This is a genomic window from Vibrio pomeroyi, assembly GCA_041879425.1.
GTDB classification, from domain to species: domain Bacteria; phylum Pseudomonadota; class Gammaproteobacteria; order Enterobacterales; family Vibrionaceae; genus Vibrio; species Vibrio pomeroyi_A.
The window spans coordinates 1,107,047-1,130,234 of record CP090855.1 but is presented as its reverse complement, the minus strand read 5'-3'; the positions used below and the strand labels follow the sequence as shown (position 1 = coordinate 1,130,234).

The window sequence follows — 23,188 nt, the reverse complement described above, 5'->3', positions numbered from 1 at the left end:
ACTATTAAGGTGCTATGTAGAGCCCTATTTTTTGGGAGCGAGAGCCGAGATAACGAGTGCTTCGGGCTCTCTAATAAATGTAGCTTATTGTTTAGAGGTTATAAATTAGCACTCTGGTGTCACGTTAGCGATGGAAAAAAAAAGAAAAGACCGAGGTCTTTTCTTTTTTAGAGGGATATAGAGATGAGCTTATTTAGGCAAGTTGCATTTTTCGACTACTCACTCAAGTAAGATCATTATCGACACGCAGCGAAGATATCTTGGTTCTCTCGGTATTCTTGGGTTTGAACGTCCATTAGGCCGAGCAAAGAGTCGAACAGGTTATCGTGTGAGAAGCTCTGTTCTTTTCCTGCTTTACGCAAGCACGTGTCACTGATGCCTTTCTCAGCGGCAAAGCCATCCGACATCCAAAAGATCAGTGGAACGTGGGTTTGTTCCTTTGGTGCTAGCGAGTAAGGCATGCCGTGTAAGTAGACGCCATTCTCTCCCAATGACTCGCCGTGATCGGACACATACATCAATGCCACGTTGTATTTGTCGGTGAGTTTCTCAAGCTTTTGCATCGCCTGTGATAGGAAGAAATCCGTGTACAAGATGGTGTTGTCGTAGGTGTTAACCACTTCCTCTTTGGTACAGTTTTCAATATCGGCGCGACCGCAGTCTGGTGTGAACTTCATATGTTCTTCTGGATAGCGTTCAAAGTAAGTAGGGCCATGAGATCCGGCAATATGATAGAAAATGATGCTATCTTGGCTGAGATCTTGAGTATCTTGCTCGAAGTTCTCCAGCATCGCTGTGTCGTAGCACACATCGTTATTACATAACGGGTCGCTGTCTTTAGCGACGAGCGTCATCTCTTTGATTCGGTGTGCAACCGCCTTGTCTCCACCATCATGTTCTCGCCAGATAGAGTGAATGCCCGCGCGGTTCATGATGTCGACCACGTTATCTTGATTGTAAGCCTTGTCTCGGTCGTAGTTGCTGCGATTCATGTTCGAGAACATACACGGCACAGAAACTGCAGTGGCTGTGCCACACGACTGAACATCAGAGAAAAATATCGGGTTGTAAGGCTGGGTGTAAGCGTTCGTTTCTCTCTCATAGCCATGATATTGGTAGTTATACACGCGCGCGGTTTCACCCAGCACAAACACCAGTAAGGTCGGTTTGGTTGCCGCTTTGGCTTGTGGTGTTTGTTTCGCATCTAACCCTAGTTCTTGGTAGGGGATGGGTTCTTTGATATAGGTGTTATTGATGTATTTGACTGCGGATGACACATATTCGGTTGGGATGATCATCTTTTTGATGTGAGAGTTATTGCGACCAATCGAGACATAATCTTTGTAAAACAGCCCAGCAATAATCGCGATAACAATCAATGAAGAGAGCAATCCAATCGACTTCCAGACAAAGAAATCTTTCCATGACTCTCGCTTAAGTTTGGTAAACAGTAGGATGAGTGACGGGACAATCCCCATCGCGAATAACCATAAGATTGAGTGGGTACTTACATAGCTTGCTGCTTCGCCACTATTAGTTTCGAATACGTTCTCTATCATCCCATAGTCGACATAGATGCCGTAATTGAACATGCTGTAGCTGACGAGTGTTGAGGTGATGAGCAAGAAGATAAAAAATGGCTTGGAGAATATCGGCCAGTTGAAGACTTGGAAGATAAAATTGAAGGCAGCAAGGAAGAAGATAGGGATGGATATAAGAAACGCAACGCTTTCAGACTTAGATGCCTGAACAATACTAAACAGCTCTTGGGAGAGAGGGATGTTGATGACAAGCAGATAATACACAGCCAACACAAAGGGCAGCTTGTTTATCGACATGTTTAAGCTTGGTAGATTCATAGGTTTGTTTTCCTGCGTCTCTTATCCCTTTATTTTAGTCTCGCTACCAAGAAAGCTCTAATATCAACGCATAAAGCTCAATTGGACGGTGATGAGCGATAACTGGTTAAAGTGAAATGACGCGATAGGTGTGTAGAAACAAAAAATTCACTTTACTGAGTGACCTTCATGACAAGGTGGAACAGCAAAGTGAATTAGTATGTTCAGCTTATTCTATGTGGTTCAATCACATTAGAAGTTGTATGAACCACCGAAGCTAATGCTGTTGAATGCAAGCGTATGGTCATCGCTTTTGAATGAGCCGTTACTTCCAATTGAGTAGTCATCTACGCTTACCGCATCTGCTTGCGAGATTAGGCGTAGTGTTAGGTGTTCAACCGGCGTGTATTCAACACCAACACCAAAGTGGAAGCCTGTACCGCTATCATCGTCGTATCCTGCACCGCTATTCGCATTGAGGTCGACAGAGCTTAAACCAGCCAATACGAATGGGCGGATTGTGTTGTCGAATGTGTAACCTAGGTTTGCTGACACAGAAATAGACGTTGGTGAAAGCTTGTCAGTGCTGTTTTTGTAGTTTGCGTAATCTGTGTAGCCAAGTTCCACGCCAACGATACGGTTGAATTGGTAACCGCCGTATAGGTTGTAACCCATGCCGCTAGAATCTAAGCTCGGCGCGCCATCTGTATCTGAATCTTGGTAGACGCTAAGGCCACCACCAATGTATGCGCCGCCGTCAGTGCCTGCTGCTAAAGCTGGAAGAGAAACCGCGCTGATCAAGCCCAGTGCTAATGCTGATTTCGTAATCTTGTTCATTTTTCTTACTCACTCTTTAATGTCATGTCAGTATCAATTATTTTTGTTTTGCGGCCTTTCGACCGTTGATGACCATTATTCCGTAGTCTTTTATGTATTACTGTATGGCTTTGTAAGCTGAATCATTACATAGTAGAAAACATACACATCAGATTGCGTAAGTAATCAGGCTGCCCAAAACAAGGAGTCAACATGCTAACGAAACAAAAGACAGGCTTGGTGGTTGTGGATGTTCAGGGCAAGCTCGCACGCCTTGTTGATGAGAGCGAGACACTGATTGCTAACTGTGGAAAGCTGATTGAAGGAGCGAAGCTCTTAGGTCTTCCTGTTGTTAGCTTGGAGCAGAACCCAGAGAAGTTGGGGGCAACCGTTAGTGAGCTGAATGACCTATTGAGTGACGCTAAGCCGATACCGAAATCCACGTTCAACGCGTGTAACGAGCCTAAGTTTGTTGAGGCAGTGCAAGCCAAGGATGTGGATACGTGGTTAGTGTGTGGCATTGAGGCTCATATTTGTGTCTATCAAACTGCAATGGGGTTGTTGGAACTTGGCTACAAGGTTCAGGTCGTTGGTGACTGCATTAGTTCACGAACAGCATTGAACAAGAAACTGGCCATCAGCCGATTGCGTGACGCTGGTGTCCAAATTACGGGATTAGAAATGAGCCTGTACGAGCTAGTGAAAGATTGCCGCGCACCAGAATTTAAGTCCATTCTGTCCTTGATTCGTTAACTTGGGTTTCGTTAACGTTCAATTCGTTATTTTCCCCCTTTGAAGAGGTCTATTTGAACAATCTAATCGTATTTACCGGTGGGCCGGGATCGGGCAAAACCTCGGTCATCGACGCTTTGAAAAGCAAGGGCTATCGCTGCGCACCAGAAGTCGGGCGTAAAGTCATTCAGCACCAAGTTGAGCAACAAGGTAGCGCCTTACCATGGTTAGATAAAGTGGCTTTTCGTGATGAGATGGTGCGAGAAGAGTTAGCTAATTACCAAGAATTTGAGGCAAGTGAGCAACTCGTTTTCTTTGATAGAAGCATCGTGGATTCATACGGTTACAGCCTGTTAGAAACGCTGCCTATTCCAGAATCCTTGCTGAATAGCTGTAATGAGCTCGAATACAATGCCAAGGTATTTATCTTCCCGCCATGGGATTCGATTTTCATCAATGATCAAGAGCGCAAGCAAGATTTTAAAGAGGCGGTCGCCACCTATGAAAAGATGGTGGCAGCCTATACCCAGTTTGGTTATCAACTGGTGGAAGTGCCTAAATTATCTGTTGAGGAGCGAGTCGAGTTCATTTTAACTTCAATTGACTCAGACGAGTGACTTCCGACAAAATCACAATTACAAAAACCCCGAAGTATCGACTCGATTGAGTGAATAGTGCGGGGCTTTTTAATTCAGATTCTATTTTGATTTAGCTGCGACAAGCTTGGTTTCGGTAACGTTTAGTCACCGAGAGGCTGTCGGTCACCGCCGCCTCGGTAAGAATCGAGTGCAACCTTCAAGCGACGCAGTTTATCGCGCGAACGGTTCTTGTGATTGACCGCCATGCCCATCGAAAGCACATCCACCAACGCCAACATTGCGTAGCGAGATGCTGATGGCTTGTAGATGAAGTCGGTTTCCATGTGTTTGATTGGCAAAACAATATTCGCAATCTTTGCCAGTGGCGTGTCTTGTGGGGTAATCGCGATGATCTTAAGCCCGTATTGTTTCGCTAGCTCGGCGGTTTCGGTGATCACTGGCGTAAAGCCTGTCGCGGAAATCATCACCATCACATCGTTGGCATCTGCCGTGGCAGCAACCATGCGCGACATTAAGCCATCGTTGTACGACACAACCGGATAACCCAATCGGAACAGTCGGTGTTGCAGCTCTTGAGAGGCAATGGTTGAGCCGCCACCCATGCCGATCGCAATGATCTGTCTGGCGTTGTGCAGCCAACTCACCGCGGTTTCAACGTCTTGCTCCTTGAACAAGGTGCGGTTGATGTCTAGGCTCTGCTTGATTGATTCGTAGATACCTTGATAACCCGTTTGGTTTACCGGTTCAAGAATAAAGCGTTGGCCGACGGTCAGGGTTTGAGCAAGCTTGATTTTCATATCACGCACGTTGTTACAGCCGATCGCCTTAGCAAAACGGGTTATCGTGGCTTCACTGACTTGAGCACCTTCAGCAAGCTCTGTGATGCTGGCATTGGCTGCAAAATCAATGTCGTCCATGATCAGCTTGGCGACTTTTTTCTCTGCATCACGAAGAGCGGGAAAACGCTCGGTTATCTGTGAAATGATATCTACTTCTAAACTCAAGAATCCTGATCCTTTGTTGATGGGGCTAAGCCTTAGCCCCGTTAGTATATCTGAATGCTTCGCTGATTCTAGCTTATTGAAAAATAGAGCTAGAAGCAGGTCTCAACCCAGTGGCTTACCTGATGATCGTCATCGCTGATGGCAATGTAGCGCCATTTGTCGAAGGTTAAGCATGGGTGTGAGGTTGAAAACGCAATCATGTCGCCCACTTCAATCTCAGCAGAACCGTCCGTTTCAACAAAGGTGTGCTGATCCATTACAGCGGTAGCAGTTAAGCCTTTCACTGAGATAGCTTCACCATTACGATAGCCACGCTCAGCAATAGGTAACCCAGCATCAAAGGCCACATCACGCTTACCTAGCCCAATCACCAGTTTGGTTGGCTCCGGACGAGAGATAACATACGCCCACACTTCAAGTGCCGATTCTAAGTCACCGCCCAGTTCACACGCGTAACCTTGGTTTACCTGCGCACGTTGCAACACCTTGCTTTGGGCATCGAGGTAGATCCCTGTATCGTGAATGGCATAACAACCTGGGCGGATAATCGCTAAATAATCCGTTAGGTTCGCCAAGCATTCTGCCACCACGTCATACCAAGCCGAGCCTGCGCCTGTGATGATAGGCTGGCCTGTAATTAAGCCATCTGATGCAAGGCTTTCGACCGAAGTGAGCGCTTGGTTTAAGAAGGTACGAATGTCTTGCTCGGCATTGTCGCCATGAATCACACCCTCGTATACCTCAATACCCGCTAGCGAAAGCGCAGGCGTATCTTGGATAGTTTGCGCCAGCTCTAGAACTTCTTGAGGTGAACGACAACCACAACGGCCACCCGGAACACCAAACTCGATTAGAACTTTTAGCTTCTGCTTTTTGTTGGAGAAATATTGGTTGAGTTGCTGCACGTTGACTGACGAATCCACACAGCAATAGAAATCAACGTCGAACTCACTAATAAGCTGTTCGATGATCGCCATGTTGGTTTTACCCACCAATTGGTTAGCCATGATGATTCTTTCTGCACCTGCCATTGCTGCAATTTCTGCTTGTGCAGGTGTCGCAACCGTAATTCCCCAAGCGCCATTTTCTAGCTGTTGACGGAAGAAATCAGGTGTCATCGATGTTTTGCCGTGTGGCGACAATTTAACCTGATGATGATCGGCGAATGATTGCATCCAATTCAGGTTATTGGTCAACGCTGATTGTTTGATAATTGCTACCGGAAGCGAAATGTCTTCATCAACCAATCGATAAATACCGTTCTCAGATTGTGATGTTGCTCTCCCTTTTTGGCCTTTTTCAGTCAAGATGAAACTATCTTTTTGATACTTTATAACATCTTTTTGTGCAGGGTTATGTTTCATTGCTGATTCCTAACATGATTTAAGTAGTTGTTATTTAATGTTTAAATATATATGTGATGCAGTTTGTGATAGAAACTATCACACAAATTAAAATATTATGTGTGTTTTGTCACTGAAAATAATCGGCTGGATTTCTAATATAGCTCCATCAACAAAGTGGATTGAGAGAGTGAGAAATGTTGTTCGATACGATAATTAAAAATGTAGAGGTGTTTGATGGCACCGGCGAACAATCGTTTTGTGCCGATGTAGCAATCCGAGATGGAAAAATCGCTGAAATTGGCAAAATCGATCATGAAGATTGTAGCCAGTTGGTTGAGGGAGCAGGCTTAGCATTGGCTCCTGGATTCATCGATGTACACACACACGACGATACCAATGTAATTCGTTACCCAGACTGTCTACCTAAGATTAGCCAAGGCGTGACAACCGTGATTGTTGGCAACTGTGGCATCAGCGCATCGCCAACGGTTTTGGCGGGCGATCCACCTGACCCAATGAATCTTTTGGGCGCGCAGGCTGATTTCAAATACCCAACCTTTGCCGCGTATGCACAAGCCGTAGAGCAAGCGCAACCAGCGGTGAACGTAGCAGCGTTAGTTGGTCACACCACACTGCGTAACCAAGTGATGGACGACCTACAACGCACCGCAAGCGAAGAAGAAATTGCAGCAATGCAAACCAACCTTGATTTAGCGATGGAGCAGGGTGCATTGGGTTTGAGTTCGGGTTTGGCTTACGCCAGCGCGAAACAAGCCAACGCCAATGAAGTAATGCAGTTAGCGAAAGTGCTGTCTAGCCATGGCGGCATCTATACCACGCATATGCGTACCGAGTTCGAAGAGATCTTAAGCGCGATGGAAGAAGCGTTTGAGACTGGGCTGTACGCGAAAGTACCTGTTGTTATCTCTCACCTTAAATGTGCAGGTGCTGGTAACTGGGGTAGAACCGTTGAAGTACTTGATTTGATGGACAAGGTTTCAGAGCACCAAGATGTGTCTTGCGACTGCTACCCATACTCAGCGAGCTCCTCGACATTAGATTTGAAACAGGTGACAGACGATTTCGACATCTTCATCACTTGGTCTAAAGCAAAGCCAGAACATGCAGGTAAAACGCTTAAGCAGATTGCTGACGAGATGAACCTACCGCTGATGGACGCAGCAAAAGCGCTTCAACCAGCAGGTGCAGTTTATCACTGTATGGATGAGAACGACGTAAAGCGCGTATTGAAATACAAGCTGACCATGGTTGGTTCTGATGGTTTACCCAATGACCCGCATCCGCATCCAAGATTGTGGGGCACCTTCCCGAAAGTGTTGGGTCACTACTGCCGAGATGAAAAACTGTTCGCGCTGCCAGAAGCGATTCACAAAATGACCGGAATGTCTGCGAAGCGCTACAACCTCGCGGGAAGAGGTGAGATTCGCCAAGACGCATTTGCCGATTTAGTTTTATTTGATCCAAAGAATATTAAAGACACAGCAACATTTGAAAATCCTATTTCAGTTGCTGAGGGAATCGAAAGTGTATTTGTAAATGGTGAGTTAACTTACCAAAAAGGAAAAGTAAAAAATAATCGTTCAGGCGTTTTTATTTACCGTAATTAGAATTTAATTATTTTATTAAATATACAGTGATAAAAACGACGAATTAATTTAAATATATTGGAATAGAAACTGTTTTATCTATAAACCCAATATTATCTATAAAGAAGTGGAGTTAAAAAATGACTATTAAACGTTACGGTGTTGAAGGCGGTACAGGTACAGGCGGACAACATTTACCATTTGTACGCGCAACTGAAGCGGGTGGTTTCCTGTACGTTTCTGGCCAGACACCGATGACAGATGGTGAAGTGGTAGAGGGTGGCATTGTTGACCAGTCTCGCCTAGCGATCCAAAACTGTGTCGATATCATGACTGAAGCGGGCTACGGCCTAGAAGACGTAATGCACGTAAAGGTTGTGCTAACGGATTCTCGTTACTTCCAATCTTTTAATAAGGTATTCAAAGAGTTCTTCGGTGCTAACCCACCGGCTCGTATCTGCATGGTTTGCGACCTAGTTGTAGACGTGAAGGTTGAAGTAGATGTGACTTGCTACCGCGCTGATCGCGTTTAGTAATAACCTAATCACAATTACCTACTTAGAGAGTATTAGGGGTTAGTCATCCCTGTTATTATCCTTTAATACTCTCACCCTACATTTATAAAAATTACTTTAATTAAAATAGATAAAATCAATAAAGTAATTATATGAAATATAAAAATGAATGAATCATAAATAAAGTTCAAGAATGAACTCAATATTTCACTGAGAGGTGTCAAATGAACAGCACACTTTTTCTTACAGGCTTCGGCGTGTACGTATGTTTTTTAATTTGGTTAGGCTGGTTTGTCTCGCGTAATCAAAAATCTGGCGAAGATTTCTTATTAGGCGGCCGTGGCCTGCCATTATTTTTAGTACTTGGTACAACAGTTGCGACTATGGTCGGCACGGGTTCAAGTATGGGCGCGGTTGGCTTTGGCTACGCAAATGGTTGGGCAGGTGCTCTGTACGGAATTGGCGGTGCTGTAGGCATCCTATTGCTTGCACTTTGGTTTGCTCCGGTTCGTAAACTGAACTTCATGACTATGAGTGAAGAGCTGGCTTATTACGTTGGCGCTAACCGAATCGTAAAAAACGTGGTTGGCCTACTTATCTTTATCGCGTCAATCGGTTGGTTAGGTGCGCACATTCTAGGTGGTGGCATGTATCTAGCGTGGATTGCAGACATCGACCTTAACCTTGCGAAAATCATTATTGCTGCAGCATTTACTATCTACGTCGTTATCGGTGGTTACACAGCGGTTGTATGGACCGATACGATTCAAGCAATCATCCTTTTTGCTGGCTTCATCCTAATGGCTGTAATGTCTGTTGATCACATCGGTGGCATGGACAACCTTTACGCTGCGATGGACCCTGCTGCTACAAGCTTTTTAGCAATCGATAAACTGGGCATTCTGCCTGCTGTTTCTCTGGCTGTGGTTATCGGTGTGGGCGTACTTGCAACACCTTCATTCCGTCAGCGTATCTACTCTGGTAAAGATGTTTCAACTATCCGTCGCTCATTCGTTGCTTCTGGTGTGTTGTACCTTTTCTTCTCAATTATTCCAGCAATCATTGGTATGGCTGCACACGCAATCGACCCATCATTGGATAACCCGAACTATTCGTTCCCTTACGTAGCTGCAACGGTTCTTCCAGTTGGCGTAGGTATGATTGTTCTTATCGCAGGTCTATCTGCAACCATGTCGAGCGCAAGCTCAGATGCGATTGCCGGTGTATCTATCCTACTGCGTGACGTGTACGTGATGTTCACAGGCCGCGTACCAAACAAAGAATCAATGTTGAACTACTCTCGTCTAGCTTTGGTTGTGGTGATTGGCTTCGCACTACTGTTCGCACTGACGTCAAACGACATCATTGGCTACATCACTAAGATGATTTCAACGGTTATGTCGGGCATGTTTGTGTGCGGTATGTTGGGTAAATTCTGGAAACGCTACAACTGGCAAGGTGCGCTTGCAACGCTAGCGGGTGCTTCTGTGGCTTCATTCGTAGTAATGCTAAACGCTGACTACACAGCCTTCTGGGGCAACCCAGTAATCCCATCATGTCTGTTTGCTCTAACGGCAGGTGTGGTTGTGAGCCTAGTGACTCCGGCTAACCAAGTAACACCTGAAATGGCAAAAGCGATTCTTGATGACGAGCGTGCTCTGATGGAGATGGAAATGTCTGAGACTGGCGTACTTGAAGAAGAAGCGGCACCTCAACGTCCTGCAAATCAAACAAGCTAAACCTAGTCTCCACAACTGGTTTGCTTAATTCAGGCCCTGCTTAGTGGCAGGGCCTTTTTCCCCATATATCTCTCTATTTTAGGATCGGCTATGCCTGCATCTTCTAACTTCAATATTGCTTTTTTTGGCGAATGTATGGTCGAAATCAGCGGCTCTCCATTAACCAAAAAGTTTGGCGGTGACACACTTAACACCGCACTTTACCTTTCTCGCTTAACTCAACATCAAAACCTCTCTGTGCACTATGCGACAGGCCTTGGCAGTGATGAGCTGTCTCAAAATATGATTGATAGCTGGCAGCTAGAAGGTATTCAAACCAATTTCGTAGAACGCATTGCGAACAAGCTTCCTGGACTCTACATGGTTGAAACCGACGAGACAGGCGAGCGACACTTTCACTACTGGCGCAACGACGCGGCAGTCAAATCTTACTTTCAAGCTGACGACCTGAATAAGCTTGAAATCGCCCTGACAGAGAAACAAGTCGATGCGGTTTATATCAGCGGTATCAGTATCGCGATTTTAGATGACGCCTCACGTGAGCGCTTATTCAAAGCCATTAGCGTGTTCTCAAATCAAGACGGCAAGGTGATTTTTGACAATAACTATCGCCCACAGCTTTGGACAACAGCTCAAGCACAACATTGGTATGCGAAGTTACTGCCATTGGTAGACATCGCACTGATTACCGAAGACGACGATCTGCTGGTTTGGGGTAATTCTGAGAGCGTTCAACAACGCTGCCTTCGCTTGGGTTGCCAAGAGATCGTCATCAAACGTGGCAGTGAGCCATGCAAGATTGTTCAAGTTGAACAAGGCGATGTTGTTGAGAGCTATGTATCCGCGACTCGTGTTTCTAACGTGGTAGACACCTGCGCTGCTGGTGACTCCTTTGCCGCGGGGTATCTAGCTGCGCGCCTTACAGGTGAGAGCACCACCGATGCAGCAGAACTAGGTCACCAACTAGCTTCTACCGTTATTCAATACTCTGGCGCGATCATCCCGGTAAGCGCTATGAATCACTTAATTAAAAAATAGAAAAATAAAGCGAATTTATTATGTCTCAAGAAATGATCAACACACTTAAGCAATTCAAAGTCATTCCTGTTATTCAAATCAACAAGGTGGAACATGCGATTCCACTAGCAAAAGTATTAGTCGAAAACGGCCTGCCAGTAGCAGAAGTGACGTTCCGTACCGAAGCGGCAGCAGATTCGATTCGTGCGATGCGTGATGCTTACCCAGAGATGTGTATCGGCGCGGGTACAGTACTGACACCAGAGCAGATCGACCTTGCAAAAGAAGCGGGCAGTGAGTTCATCGTTGCACCTGGCCTGAACTCAAACACGGTTAAGCGTTGCCAAGAGATCGGTATGCCAATCGTTCCTGGCGTAAACAACCCAAGCCAAGTAGAGCAAGCGTTGGAGCTAGGCCTTAACTTCTTGAAGTTCTTCCCTGCTGAAGCGTCTGGCGGCATCAACATGGTGAAATCTTTGCTAGCGCCTTACGTTGATGTGTCGCTAATGCCGACTGGCGGTATCGGCAAACACAACGTCAATGATTACCTAGCGATCGATCGCGTAGTCTGTTGCGGTGGCACGTGGATGGTTTCTCCAAAGGTGATCGAGAACGAACAGTGGGATGAGATCGCGGTGTTGGTTCGTGAAGCGGTTGAGTTGGTTAGCTAGTCATCAGTTTGTGAGCTCATTCGTTTTTAACAGGCGATAGGCTTTGAGTTTACGATAAACAACAGCAGTGGCTGAAGCTTCTGTTTTGTGAATCGCCTCCGATAAACAAAACAGAACGTCCGTTATATAGGAAAACTAATAATGAAAAAAACTATATTGTCTCTATTGATTTCAGGTTCAGTAGTGTCCCCAATGGCGTTAGCAATGGCTCCGAATACCGATCTAAATTTAATGCCGTATCCTCAGACAGTCGAGCTGCAAGCTGGGCAAGTTAAGGTCGACGGTAACTTCAAGGTTTACATCAAAGGCTTTAACTCTGATCGCGTTGAGTACACGGCGAAACGCTTTATCGATCGCCTAGAGCGCCAAACGGGTGTGCCGATTTTAAACTGGCAGGTTGATAGTGCAGACGAAGCGAACCTGATCATTGATATCGACGCGGCACCAAAGTCTGAAGTACAGAACATCGACTCTGTAGAGTCCTACAAGATTACCACTCAGGGTGAGCAAATCACGCTGAGCGCACCAAGCCCTTATGGCGCTATTCACGGCATCGAAACCCTTTTACAGCTCGTTGAAACTTCGGCGACTGGCTACCACATTCCTGCCGTTACAATCGTCGATGAACCTCGCTTCCGTTGGCGTGGTGTTTCCTACGATACCTCGCGTCACTTCATTGAATTCGACGTGCTGATTCGTCAGTTAGATGCGATGGCATCGGCGAAGATGAACGTGTTCCATTGGCACTTCTGGGACGACCAAGGTATTCGTATTCAAACGGAATCTTGGCCGCGTCTGTGGTCTGAAACTGCCGATGGTAATTACTACACCAAAGATCAAGTTCGTTACCTAGTCGAGTATGCTCGTAACCTTGGTATTCGTGTGATACCTGAAGTCTCCTTGCCGGGTCACTCTTCTGCTGTGGCGCACGCTTACCCACGCTTGATGTCGGGTGGTGAAGGTCAAAGCTACGAACAAGAACGTGGTTGGGGCGTATTTGAGCCATTGATGGATCCACTGAACCCTGAGCTATATGACATGTTGGGCGATGTGTTCGACGAAGTGACAGAACTATTCCCAGATGAGTATTTCCACATTGGCGGTGATGAACCGAACTACGCACAGTGGAAAAACAGCGAGAAGCATCAGCAATTTATCGAAGAGAACAATATCGACGGCGAACGCGGCTTGCAGTCTTATCTCAATGTAAAAGTTGAGAAGATGCTGGAAGAGCGCGGTAAGAAAATGACCGGTTGGGATGAGATTTGGCATAAAGATCTGCCAACTTCTATCGTGATTCAAAGCTGGCAAGGACACGACAGCATTGGTCGTGCAGCGAAAGAGGGCTACCCAGGTATTCTGTCTACGGGTTACTACCTAGACCAACCTCAGCCAACCAGTTACCACTATCGTAATGATCCAATGCCAAGTGGTATCACGGTTGATGATAAGCTGCACAGTGGTGAGAAGTTTGTGACTTACCAGTGGCAAAAGCCTCGTTCTAAAGGCAGCCCACGTAAGGGAACACTGACTATCATTGAAGCGAAAGACGGCACTTTCCGCGCGTTCAGTGATTACAACGGCAAGTCTCGTGAAGAGATCTACATCCTTAATTATGTGCCGGGTAAAACCTTTGTCGGCCACTTCGATAACTTCATGTCGTACACCGAGTTCAACTTGAACTTGAATCCAAATGGGTTTGCGGAAGGCAGCTATCAGTTAATTGGTAACGTGCGCTGGCCAACCACTGGTGAAGTGATTGCGAGCAGCGATGTAGAAGGTAGTGTGATTCCTGAGCCAAATGGTGGCTACCCTGCAGAGTTAACCGACAAAGAAAAAGAGCTGATTTTAGGCGGCGAGATCACCATGTGGCTAGAGAACAAAGACAGCCTCACGGTCGAAAACTACTTGTGGCCACGTAGCTATGCAATTGCAGAGCGTTTCTGGTCGGATGCAGAACTGACAGACGAACGCAGTATGTATAAGCGTATGAAAGCGATGGATACATGGTCGGAAATTTCGGTGGGGTTACGTCACCACGCCGATGCTGACATGTTGTTGAAGCGCATTGCAAAAGGCCAAGATATTCACGACCTGCGCGTGCTAGCTAAATACACCGAGCCAGCTCAATACTATGCTCGTAACTGGGAAAAGTGGAACTCAACAGAACCTAAGGGCACCTTGTACAGCCAATACGAGCGCCTAAACCGCTTTGTTGATGCTCTGCCAGTAGAAAGCTACGCGGTGTATGAGATGCAAGACTTGGTCAATGAAGTGGCGACAGGCAATCAGCAGGCGCTAGAGCAACTTGCAGAGCATTATCAGCAAGCCAAATCGGCTGCGCTGGCTGCGGAAACTATCTTTGCTGGTAACGTATCGTCGGTAGAGACTGTGGTGGTAGCTGAGAAAACTGTTGAAGTTGCAGACTTGGCGCTAACCTTGATTACTAAAGCGCAAGCAGGCGAGAAGGTAAGAGAAGCCGATGTGAAAGCCTACCAAGCGATACTGTCTGATTCTGCGAAAATCTACGATGAATCGATCATCGCGATTGTTCGCCCAACAGAACTGTTGTTGAAGCAGTTAGCTGAGTAAGTCGTTAACGGATTAGCGAATAAGTCACACGCCAATCAGTGAATCAAAGCCGCCCTCTGTGGGCGGTTTTTTAGTTCTAGCGCTTCAATAGAATGTGGCGTTCAAGGTCTATGTAAGTAATTACTCACTATCGATATTCTGTAGTGTTAACGTAAATGTCATGCCTTGGTCTGAGTTGTTCTTCGCTATTAATGTGCCTTGCATATCACGCACGTTGTTTGCCGTGATAGCTAACCCGAGCCCCAAGCCTTCGCCCATCTTCTTGTTGGTATGGAAGGGTTCAAAAATGGTTTCGAGTTGGTCTTCTGACACACCACAACCGTTATCTTGAACCTTGATGACTACGCGTTGTTGCTCGGTATGAGCACTGATAACAATGGTCGCTGGTTTCTGATTCTGCGTGGCATCGACAGCGTTTCTAAGCAGGTTACCAAGCACTTGACGAAGTCGCGCCTCTTCTCCCATTACCATCGAAATATTGGAAGCGACACGCACGCGGATATCGACGTTTTCCAATTCGGCTTGATGAATACGCAAGGTTTCTTGCAGTGCGTCTGTCAGTGAAACTGGGTAAGGCTTTTCCAATCTTTGGAAGGCGAACGACTTCAATTGGCTGGTCATGTTAGCCATTCTGTCGATTAGGCTCATGACTAAGTCCATATTCGCTTTCAGCATCTTAGTCTCGCCTCGTTCCATCAGTAACTGGTTACTTGAAAGTAGCGTTTTTAGGCCTGTAAGCGGCTGATTGAGTTCATGAGTAATCGCACTCGACATGCGTCCCAACGCGGCGAGCTTGCTTGATTCCACCAACTCTTGCTGCGCATCTTTGAGGTCTTGCGTTCGCTCCTCTACCCGCAGTTGAAGTGTCTTATTGGCTTCCTGAACTGCGATCTCTGCTTTCTTACGTTTACTGATATCAATCACGGTACACAGGTAATAGGTCGTGGCATGCCAAGGAAAGGCGCTAATAGAGAACAATACTGGGAAATAGCTGCCATCGCTGCGTCTTGCCATGGTTTCGACGCTGGTGATCTCGGCCAGTTCTTGGTGTTGATCTAGATTTTTTAGCAGCTGTAGCGTGGTTGAGTTTGGGTTGCCCGCTTCAAATAACTGCCACGCCTTAATGTTGTTGATCATCGAATCGGACAGGCAGAAGTAGTTCTTCGCCATCAGGTTAATGTCGTGGATATGACCGTGCTTATCGATCAGTACCAGCCCTACGTGGGTCTTGTTTATCATTCCTGATAGGCGCTTTTCCGACTCTTCGATGAGCTTTTGGATTCGCAGGTTGCTGAGTTTTTTCTGGCGTCTTTGATAAAGAATCACTAGCAATAGCATGACGAAAAGACAGGCCACCGCTACGCTCCAACTTATCCAACTCGTCGTTTGGTTGAGGCTGGTTAGTGGCGTTAGGTAGGTTAATCGCCAGTTGAGGTCGTCTAACTTGATCGACTGAATCAGATAGTCTTTACCTTGCAGTCGCCACACACGAATGTGGGTTTGGTCATACAGCTCGCGCTTGGTGGCTGTTGGCTGAGAATTGAAGGTGTCATTGAACCAATCGGCACTCAGTTTGTTGTCACTGGAGAGAAAGAACTGATCACGAGGGTTCTGGAACAGTATCGCTTCACCATCGGCAAACCATTGATCGGTTAACAATGACAAATCGATTTGTACCGCAACAATACCGACCACATCTGACGCTCGATAAACCGGTGCGGCAATAAAGTAATCGGGTGTCACGCCTTTATTTTTGGTCACCACCGAAATCGCACCACCTTGCTGGTGGATCTTAGAGACAATCGTGTTGGCGTTCTTTTTACTCAGTTTGCTTCTTTCAACACTCGATACCAACAAGTCCCCTTCGCCAGAAAGCAGATACCAACCCTTGGTGTTAGCCGCTTTGTCCAATTGAATCAGCTGTTTCTTGATGCGTTTTTCAAGGCGGTCTTCACCATCGATAAAACGCACCGTGGTTTCATCATTGGTGACCAGGTAGGGCAGATAATAGAAACGCTTAAGAGTTCGCCTTGCTTCGGCAATGTAACCAAGGAAGCGCTGTTCGGCATAGCGTTGGGCTTGTTCGAGTTTCCACTGGCTGATGCCATTTTTGGTGGTGACCTGCACTAAACCAATCAATGAACAGGCACATAGGAATAACCAATATCGATTGTTGTTAATCATGCTTGATTAAATCCTTTTAAAATTAGTAAGTTGCCTATCTAAATTAATGAGATGCGAAGCTTCACTGTTTTTTTCTTGGAAGGTGGAGCGTGGGACAAATCGAAGCTAACAAACATTATTAAACTGTTAAAGGAGTGTTATTCAAAGTGGGAGCTAGCTCCTTTTCGTCTGCTTCTTTTTTACATACCGTGGGCGACATTATTCAGATGTAAGCGGCGGAACCAAACTATGCAGCGTATAGCTTTGATTGAAGATGACGCGATTGTGCGTCAAGCAACCAGCCAGTGGTTACAATTAGCGGGCTTCGATGTCACTGCATTTGAAGTGGGGCAAGATGCGTTAGATGCTGTAGAGCTAGGTGATTTTCAGACCATTATCACCGATGTTCGCTTGCCTGATATTGATGGTGTTGAACTGTTAGGGCGTTTTAAAAACCTTGTGCCAGATGTGCCCGTTATCTTGATCACGGGTCATGGCGATGTCGACATGGCGGTAAAGGCGTTACAGCAAGGCGCGTATGACTTTATTGAAAAGCCATTCGACCCAGAGCGTCTGTCTCAAACGGTATCGGAAGCGGTCGATAAACATCAAAGCGGTCAAGACAGAATCAGCCGCCAAAGTTACCTAGATAACTTGAAGGGCATTGAACAGGTGTTGATTGGTCGAAGTAAGGTGATGTGCGAACTGCGCGAGCAAATCCAGAAAGTCGCTTCCATAGACACCAACGTGATCATTTACGGAGAAACCGGCTGCGGTAAGGAGCTGGTCGCCTCTTGCTTACATGAATTCAGCCAACGCAAAACCCATCCTTTTGTGCCGCTTAACTGTGGCGCGATTCCAGAAAATCTGTTTGAAAGCGAGCTGTTTGGTCACGAAGCCGGAGCCTTTACAGGAGCAGCTAAGCGACGCATCGGTAAGCTTGAGTTTGCCGACAAAGGCACCGTGTTCCTTGATGAAATAGAGAGTATGCCGCTGTCGATGCAGGTCAAAGTGCTGCGCACCTTACAAGATAACGTTGTAGAACGCGTGGGTGGTAATCAGCAACAGAACGTTGATCTGCGAGTGGTCTCCGCCTCGAAAAGCGATCTGCTTAATCATCCCGATTTTCGCCAAGACCTTTTCTATCGTTTGAACGTCGCGCAACTGCATTTGCCTCCGCTTAGTGAGCGAGAAGACGATGCTTTGATTCTTTTCGAACACTTTACTCAAGAAGCGAACAGTGAAACTCGAATCGCCAGCGAGGCGGATCGCTATGCCTTGTTGTCTTATGCGTGGCCGGGCAATGTGCGTGAACTGCGTAATGTCGCGATTCGCTTTGCACTGGATGAAAGCCTGACTGTTGGCGATATTTTGGCGTGTCGTCCTAACTCAGTAACAGAGTCAACGACATCAGGGATCCCGTTGGCGGTTCAGGTTCAGAGCTTCGAACGAAAAGTGATTCATGATGCGTTAGTCCGTTATCAAGGGCGAATCAATGATGTGATGCAAGACTTGGATTTACCTCGTCGAACATTGAATCAAAAGATGGTGCGTTATGCTTTAAACCGAAGCGATTATGTCGATTCGTAAATGATGACAAGATTTGAAGTGCGCTCTGAATCAATGAGCAAAAAATGGCTCACCTCATATTTGTCACTTTATAAATATTGATCACATAAATATGACGCAGTGTGACCTCACTACCTTTAAATAGATGTTAATCACTGCTTTGGATAAGCAAAAAATGGCTCATTCATTCGCAGTCAAATAAGCAATAAATAGCTCATATTAAGTGGGCTTTAAAATAAAGATCAATTAAAACAGTAACTTAAAAATTGGCATTGCGCTTGCTATCTAGCGATTGTTGTTAACAAAAATATAACGTGAATAACTCTACATGGAGAGTAACAATGAAATACAACAAGCTAGTTAAAACTTTAGCAATCGCAATGGCTTCTATCGGCCTTATCAGCAACGCCTCGGCTCAAGAAGAGCGCAGCTACATTTTAGCGACGGCTTCAACAGGCGGCACTTACTACCCTGTGGGTGTAGCGTTGGCGACATTGAGTAAAGTTAAGCTTGCGCCAAAGCAGCACTTCTCTTTGGCGGCGATCAGCTCAGCGGGATCGGGTGAGAACGTAAAACTGCTCAATGAAAACGAAGCACAGTTTGCCATTTTACAGGGTTTGTACGGTGCTTGGGCTTGGCAAGGTTTAGGGCCATACGAGAAGTCGGGCAGCCAAACTCAGCTGCGTTCAGTCTCTATGCTATGGCAAAACGTTGAACACTTTATTGTGCGTTCTGATCTGACAGAAACGGGCACCATGAGTGATCTAGAAAATCTAAACGGCAAAAAATTCTCTATCGGTAAGAAGAACTCAGGTACAGAGAATTCAGGACGCCAGATCATGCAGGGCCTATCGGTTAACCCAGAACAATTTAAACTCGCCTTTATGGGTTACGGTGGCAGTGCCAGTGCACTACAAAACGGCACGATTGATGGCATGAACACACCTGCTGGCGTGCCTGTTGGTGCGGTAACTCAAGCCTTTGCAGCCTTGGGTGAAGACATTCAAATCTTGTCTTTTACCGATGCGCAGATTAAACAAGCAAATGGCGATTACAACATCTGGACCAAGTACGAGATCCCAGCGAACACTTACCCAGGTGTTGATAAGCCAATCACCACTATCGCTCAACCTAACTTCCTAGCGGTTCGTGAAGACATCTCTGAAGAAGATGTTTATCAGCTGACCAAAGCTATCTATGAAAACCTGCCTTTCCTACAAGGTATCCACAAAGCAACCAAAGCAATGGCACTCGAGAAAGGGATCGCAGGTCTGCCTGTTCCACTTCACCCGGGCGCTGCACGTTACTACCAAGAAGTGGGCATCGATATCCCTTCTGAGTTGATCGTTAACTAACGGCTTTCGCCGAATGACGGTTTACGTTAGTTAAACAAAGACACCCTTCGTACTTAATTGCTTGGTGCACGTTCGCTCAAGAATGTGTGCGTGCACCTGCTTACTTTATGGATTTTCTCTTCGTGTTTGCTGCGGAGAGCAGGAGTTTTCTATGAGCGATTCGCTGCAGCAGGAACTGAAAAAATTTGAACTGCCGACCCGAACGGATTTTCCGTGGGTGGGCAAAGCGATAACAACCATGGGAGTGATTCTCTCCCTATTACATATTTGGTTTAATACCTTATCGACCTTGCCAGAGCTTTGGATCTCGGCGACCCACTTCGCCGGTTTTGCGATCATTTGTGCGCTTTGGTATCCCGCCCATATCTCACTGAAAAAGAGCAAAATTGCTCTGGCGGTCGATATCGGAATTGCCTTGGCGGCTTTGGCTTGTCTTATCTACATTCCCTTTGCAGAAGATGCTTTGTATGAGCGAGGGGTTAAGTTCATCGCCAGTGATTGGTTCTTCTCTATCTTGGCGATTACCATCGTTATTGAACTGATTCGTCGTACCATGGGTTGGTTTATTCCGGTGCTTATCTTGGTGTGTTTGAGCTATGTAGTGCTGTGGGGGCAATGGACAAGTGGTATCTTTCACTTTCCGGGTTTGAGCCTTGAAACACTGCTTTATCGAAGCTTTTATTCATCAGAAGGGATGTTCGGTTCGATCTCTAGAATCAGCTGGACCTTCGTGTTTATGTTCATCCTATTTGGCGCATTCTTAGTGCGTTCGGGTGTCGGTGATTACATCATTGATGTGTCTCGCGCAGCGGCTGGCAAAGTGATTGGTGGCCCGGGCTTTATCGCCGTAATTGGCTCAGGCTTAATGGGCTCAGTATCGGGTTCGAGCGTGGCTAACACGGTTTCGACGGGCGTTATCAGTATTCCCTTAATGCAAAAGGCAGGCTTCCCTTCGCGTTTCGCAGCAGGTGTTGAAGCGGCTGCATCGACGGGCGGGCAGTTGATGCCACCAGTGATGGGTGCGGGGGCGTTTATCATGGCGTCTTACACGCAGATCCCTTATGTCGACATCATTGCGGTTTCCTTCTTACCTGCGCTTATCTACTTTTTGTCTGTGGCATTTTTCGTGCGTATTGAAGCAAAACGCAGTGGCGTGCAAAAAGTCACTTCTGGCTGTGAACCTCTATTGAAGGTCTTGTTGTCGGGCTGGCATAACCTGATCCCATTAGCGGTGTTGGTGACTCTGTTGGTGAAGGGTTTTACGCCGACTTACGCAGCGGGTATCTCGATTCTGTCTGTCGTCGTGGCTTCATGGTTCTCTAAAAATCACAAAATGGGTCCAAAGGCGATCATTGAAGCGCTTTCTCAAGGCGCAAAAAACATGGCGACCACGGCGGTGTTGTTGGTAGGCATTGGATTAGTTATCAACGTGATCAGCACGACCGGAATTGGTAACACCTTCTCATTGATGATCAACAGTTGGGCGAACGGCGACTTGTTGGTGATGATAGCCTTAATCGCGCTGGCATCTTTGATTCTGGGCATGGGCTTACCAGTGACCGCGGCTTACATCGTGTTGGGTACTCTGTCGGCTCCAGCTTTGTACAAACTGATTGCTGAAAGCCAGTTGCTCGACTTGCTGGTTTCGGGTCAGCTACCTGAACAGGCGAAAGCCATCTTTATGTTGGCGGCGCCAGAAAAATTAGATTTACTCAATGCGCCAATGGCTCTCGAAACAGCCAAAGAGATGATTGCGTTAGTCCCTGCTGACTTTGTCGAAACCCTACTTGAGCAGAGCTTGGGCTTGGAAGCGATCAGTCTTGCACTGCTTTCTGCACACTTGATCATTTTCTGGTTATCGCAAGACAGCAACGTAACCCCGCCGGTTTGCTTAACGGCGTTTGCGGCTGCGACCATTGCTAAAACCCCACCAATGAGAACTGGTTTAATGGCGTGGAAGATCGCCAAAGGCCTGTACTTAGTGCCATTGTTGATTGCCTACACCAACTTAGTAAGTTGGGATGTGACCTCCGTTTTGGTCACGGGTGGTTTTGCTATTATTGGTACTTACGCGTTTGTTGCTGCGATTGAAGGCTATCTAGAAAATAAAATTAATCTGCTGACTCGTGCTGTGTTAATCGTGCTGGGTGTGGCATTGGTTTGGCCTGACATTTCCGTCGTGATTCGCCTAGTGTGCGTTGCACTTTTCATTGGTCTCTTTATTCACACGGCTCGTCAATACGATGCTAATCAAGTGAAAAAGGAATCGGAAGATGAGCAAGAATCGTTGCCTCAAACCGAACCTGACACTGTCGCGTCTTCCCTATAATTAAAAGGATTGAATGTAGGAATATTATGAACTCAACATACGACTATATTATCGTTGGTGGTGGCATTGTTGGCGTGTCGACGGCATGGCAATTACAGCAAACTCACCCTGATAAAAGTATCCTTTTAGTCGAAAAGGAGCGTGGCTTCGCGCAGCACCAAACGGGCCATAACAGTGGTGTGATTCACGCTGGCGTTTACTACGCTCCGGGCAGTTTAAAGGCGGATTTTTGTAAGCGTGGCGTAGAGCGCACCATCGCCTTTTGCAGCCAACACGATATCCCTGTCGAAAACTGTGGCAAGCTGTTGGTCGCGACCAATGAGCAGGAAGTGGAGCGCATGAACGCGCTCTATCAACGTTGTCATGATAACGACATTGATGTCGACCTCTTGGATCAAGCGCAACTCAAACTTGCAGAGCCGAACATCACGGGCTTGGGCGCGATTTATGTCAAAACCACCAGTATCGTCGACTACAAAAAAGTCACCGAAGTGATGGCTCAAGAGTTTGTTGAAGCGGGTGGCAAACTTAGCCTTGGTACTGAAGTGATTATGGCTGACGAGCAGGAAGATGAGGTGCAGTTAACGTGCAAAGTCGATGGTCAAACTCTACAACTGAACAGCCGATTCTTGATCACTTGTTCTGGTTTGATGGCCGATAGAATGACCAGCATGCTTGGCATTGAAACCGACTTCCAAATCGTCCCATATCGCGGTGAATATTATCAGTTGGATGCTAAACACAACCAAGTGGTGAATCACCTTATCTATCCGATCCCTGACCCAGAACTGCCTTTCTTGGGCGTGCATTTAACACGCATGATTGATGGCTCCGTAACAGTAGGGCCAAATGCAGTTCAAGGCTGGAAGCGAGAAGGGTATGGCAAGCTTAATTTTAGTTTCAAGGACACTTGGCAGATGCTGAGCTTTGCGGGCTTTTGGAAAGTGACTGCGAATAATCTGAAAACCGGTTTGATCGAGTTTAAGAACTCGTGGTGGAAACCGGGTTACCTAAAATTAGTTAACAAATATTGCCCGAGCATTACGGTGTCAGATTTCAAACCTTACCCAGCCGGTATTCGTGCCCAAGCGGTACTCAACGATGGCACCTTGGTTCATGATTTTCTGTTTGCCGAAAGTCCAAGAAGCTTGCACGTGTGCAATGCGCCATCGCCAGCAGCGACTTCGGCAATACCGATTGGTGAGTATATTTGCACTAAGGTGATGAAAAAGACGGCTTGATGATAACGGAAGTTCATTGATTGAACTTTCCTCCGAAGATAATAAGAAATCCGCG

Annotated in this window: 17 protein-coding genes; 12 read left to right on the top strand and 5 right to left on the bottom strand. The window is 46.4% G+C overall.

Annotated features, from left to right (window positions below):
* Nucleotides 1–236 precede the first annotated feature (236 nt).
* Nucleotides 237–1,859 carry a phosphoethanolamine--lipid A transferase gene (locus L0992_20940; protein ID XGB68869.1) on the bottom strand — a complete coding sequence of 541 codons (1,623 nt, stop codon included), beginning with the start codon at nt 1,857–1,859 and terminating at the stop codon, nt 237–239.
* A gap of 231 nt (nt 1,860–2,090) precedes the next feature.
* Nucleotides 2,091–2,675 (bottom strand): porin family protein, encoded by a 585-nt coding sequence (locus tag L0992_20935; GenBank protein ID XGB68868.1) that lies wholly within the window; start codon nt 2,673–2,675, stop codon nt 2,091–2,093.
* Nucleotides 2,676–2,867: 192 nt separating this feature from the next.
* Between L0992_20935 and L0992_20930 the strand changes: the two genes are divergently transcribed.
* Nucleotides 2,868–3,407, top strand: a complete 540-nt coding sequence (locus L0992_20930) for a hydrolase (protein ID XGB68867.1) — start codon at nt 2,868–2,870, stop codon at nt 3,405–3,407.
* Between the two features lie 53 nt (nt 3,408–3,460).
* Nucleotides 3,461–4,003: an AAA family ATPase gene (locus L0992_20925; protein XGB68866.1), complete on the top strand. Its 543-nt coding sequence runs from the start codon at nt 3,461–3,463 to the stop codon at nt 4,001–4,003.
* A gap of 122 nt (nt 4,004–4,125) precedes the next feature.
* Here the strand turns inward: L0992_20925 and L0992_20920 are convergent, their stop codons facing one another.
* On the bottom strand, nt 4,126–4,989 hold the full coding sequence (locus tag L0992_20920) for a MurR/RpiR family transcriptional regulator (protein XGB68865.1): 864 nt from the start codon (nt 4,987–4,989) through the stop codon (nt 4,126–4,128).
* A gap of 89 nt (nt 4,990–5,078) precedes the next feature.
* The gene (locus L0992_20915; protein XGB68864.1) at nt 5,079–6,353 is read right to left on the bottom strand and encodes an amino acid deaminase; all 1,275 of its coding nucleotides are present in this window, start codon (nt 6,351–6,353) and stop codon (nt 5,079–5,081) included.
* Nucleotides 6,354–6,529: 176 nt separating this feature from the next.
* Between L0992_20915 and L0992_20910 the strand changes: the two genes are divergently transcribed.
* The 6 genes from L0992_20910 to L0992_20885 all read left to right on the top strand — a co-directional run bounded on the left by L0992_20910 (nt 6,530) and on the right by L0992_20885 (nt 14,476).
* Complete coding sequence (locus L0992_20910) at nt 6,530–7,963, top strand: D-aminoacylase (GenBank protein XGB68863.1); 1,434 nt, start codon at nt 6,530–6,532, stop codon at nt 7,961–7,963.
* A gap of 119 nt (nt 7,964–8,082) precedes the next feature.
* On the top strand, nt 8,083–8,475 hold the full coding sequence (locus tag L0992_20905; protein XGB68862.1) for a RidA family protein: 393 nt from the start codon (nt 8,083–8,085) through the stop codon (nt 8,473–8,475).
* 206 nt (nt 8,476–8,681) lie between these two features.
* Nucleotides 8,682–10,196, top strand: coding sequence for a sodium:solute symporter family protein (locus L0992_20900; GenBank protein XGB68861.1), 1,515 nt, complete (start codon nt 8,682–8,684; stop codon nt 10,194–10,196).
* A 90-nt stretch (nt 10,197–10,286) separates the two neighbouring features.
* Nucleotides 10,287–11,234, top strand: coding sequence for a sugar kinase (locus L0992_20895; protein ID XGB68860.1), 948 nt, complete (start codon nt 10,287–10,289; stop codon nt 11,232–11,234).
* A 20-nt stretch (nt 11,235–11,254) separates the two neighbouring features.
* A complete protein-coding gene (locus L0992_20890; protein ID XGB68859.1) occupies nt 11,255–11,884 on the top strand; it encodes a bifunctional 4-hydroxy-2-oxoglutarate aldolase/2-dehydro-3-deoxy-phosphogluconate aldolase in 630 nt (209 codons plus the stop codon).
* Nucleotides 11,885–12,025: 141 nt separating this feature from the next.
* Nucleotides 12,026–14,476, top strand: a complete 2,451-nt coding sequence (locus L0992_20885; protein ID XGB68858.1) for a beta-N-acetylhexosaminidase — start codon at nt 12,026–12,028, stop codon at nt 14,474–14,476.
* A 120-nt stretch (nt 14,477–14,596) separates the two neighbouring features.
* On the opposite strand, the gene L0992_20880 is transcribed toward L0992_20885, so the two are convergent.
* Nucleotides 14,597–16,660 (bottom strand): ATP-binding protein, encoded by a 2,064-nt coding sequence (locus L0992_20880; GenBank protein XGB68857.1) that lies wholly within the window; start codon nt 16,658–16,660, stop codon nt 14,597–14,599.
* Nucleotides 16,661–16,888: 228 nt separating this feature from the next.
* On the opposite strand from L0992_20880, the gene L0992_20875 reads away from it, so the two are divergent.
* The 4 genes from L0992_20875 (at nt 16,889) to lhgO (ending at nt 23,133) form a co-directional block, all read left to right on the top strand.
* Nucleotides 16,889–18,229 carry a sigma-54 dependent transcriptional regulator gene (locus L0992_20875; GenBank protein ID XGB68856.1) on the top strand — a complete coding sequence of 447 codons (1,341 nt, stop codon included), beginning with the start codon at nt 16,889–16,891 and terminating at the stop codon, nt 18,227–18,229.
* 320 nt (nt 18,230–18,549) lie between these two features.
* Entirely contained in the window at nt 18,550–19,563 is a 1,014-nt protein-coding gene (locus L0992_20870) for a TAXI family TRAP transporter solute-binding subunit (protein ID XGB68855.1), read from the top strand.
* 151 nt (nt 19,564–19,714) lie between these two features.
* Complete coding sequence (locus tag L0992_20865) at nt 19,715–21,892, top strand: TRAP transporter permease (GenBank protein ID XGB68854.1); 2,178 nt, start codon at nt 19,715–19,717, stop codon at nt 21,890–21,892.
* Nucleotides 21,893–21,918: 26 nt separating this feature from the next.
* Nucleotides 21,919–23,133, top strand: coding sequence for an L-2-hydroxyglutarate oxidase (gene lhgO / locus L0992_20860; protein XGB68853.1), 1,215 nt, complete (start codon nt 21,919–21,921; stop codon nt 23,131–23,133).
* Nucleotides 23,134–23,188: the final 55 nt, after the last annotated feature.

Coding starts and splice junctions, on each gene's coding strand:
- L0992_20940 (XGB68869.1), bottom strand. CDS start 1,859: ATGAATCTACCAAGCTTAAACATGTCGATAAACAAGCTGCCCTTTGTG.
- L0992_20935 (XGB68868.1), bottom strand. CDS start 2,675: ATGAACAAGATTACGAAATCAGCATTAGCACTGGGCTTGATCAGCGCG.
- L0992_20930 (XGB68867.1), top strand. CDS start 2,868: ATGCTAACGAAACAAAAGACAGGCTTGGTGGTTGTGGATGTTCAGGGC.
- L0992_20915 (XGB68864.1), bottom strand. CDS start 6,353: ATGAAACATAACCCTGCACAAAAAGATGTTATAAAGTATCAAAAAGAT.
- L0992_20910 (XGB68863.1), top strand. CDS start 6,530: ATGTTGTTCGATACGATAATTAAAAATGTAGAGGTGTTTGATGGCACC.
- L0992_20905 (XGB68862.1), top strand. CDS start 8,083: ATGACTATTAAACGTTACGGTGTTGAAGGCGGTACAGGTACAGGCGGA.
- L0992_20900 (XGB68861.1), top strand. CDS start 8,682: ATGAACAGCACACTTTTTCTTACAGGCTTCGGCGTGTACGTATGTTTT.
- L0992_20895 (XGB68860.1), top strand. CDS start 10,287: ATGCCTGCATCTTCTAACTTCAATATTGCTTTTTTTGGCGAATGTATG.
- L0992_20890 (XGB68859.1), top strand. CDS start 11,255: ATGTCTCAAGAAATGATCAACACACTTAAGCAATTCAAAGTCATTCCT.
- L0992_20885 (XGB68858.1), top strand. CDS start 12,026: ATGAAAAAAACTATATTGTCTCTATTGATTTCAGGTTCAGTAGTGTCC.
- L0992_20880 (XGB68857.1), bottom strand. CDS start 16,660: ATGATTAACAACAATCGATATTGGTTATTCCTATGTGCCTGTTCATTG.
- L0992_20875 (XGB68856.1), top strand. CDS start 16,889: ATGCAGCGTATAGCTTTGATTGAAGATGACGCGATTGTGCGTCAAGCA.
- L0992_20870 (XGB68855.1), top strand. CDS start 18,550: ATGAAATACAACAAGCTAGTTAAAACTTTAGCAATCGCAATGGCTTCT.
- L0992_20865 (XGB68854.1), top strand. CDS start 19,715: ATGAGCGATTCGCTGCAGCAGGAACTGAAAAAATTTGAACTGCCGACC.
- lhgO (XGB68853.1), top strand. CDS start 21,919: ATGAACTCAACATACGACTATATTATCGTTGGTGGTGGCATTGTTGGC.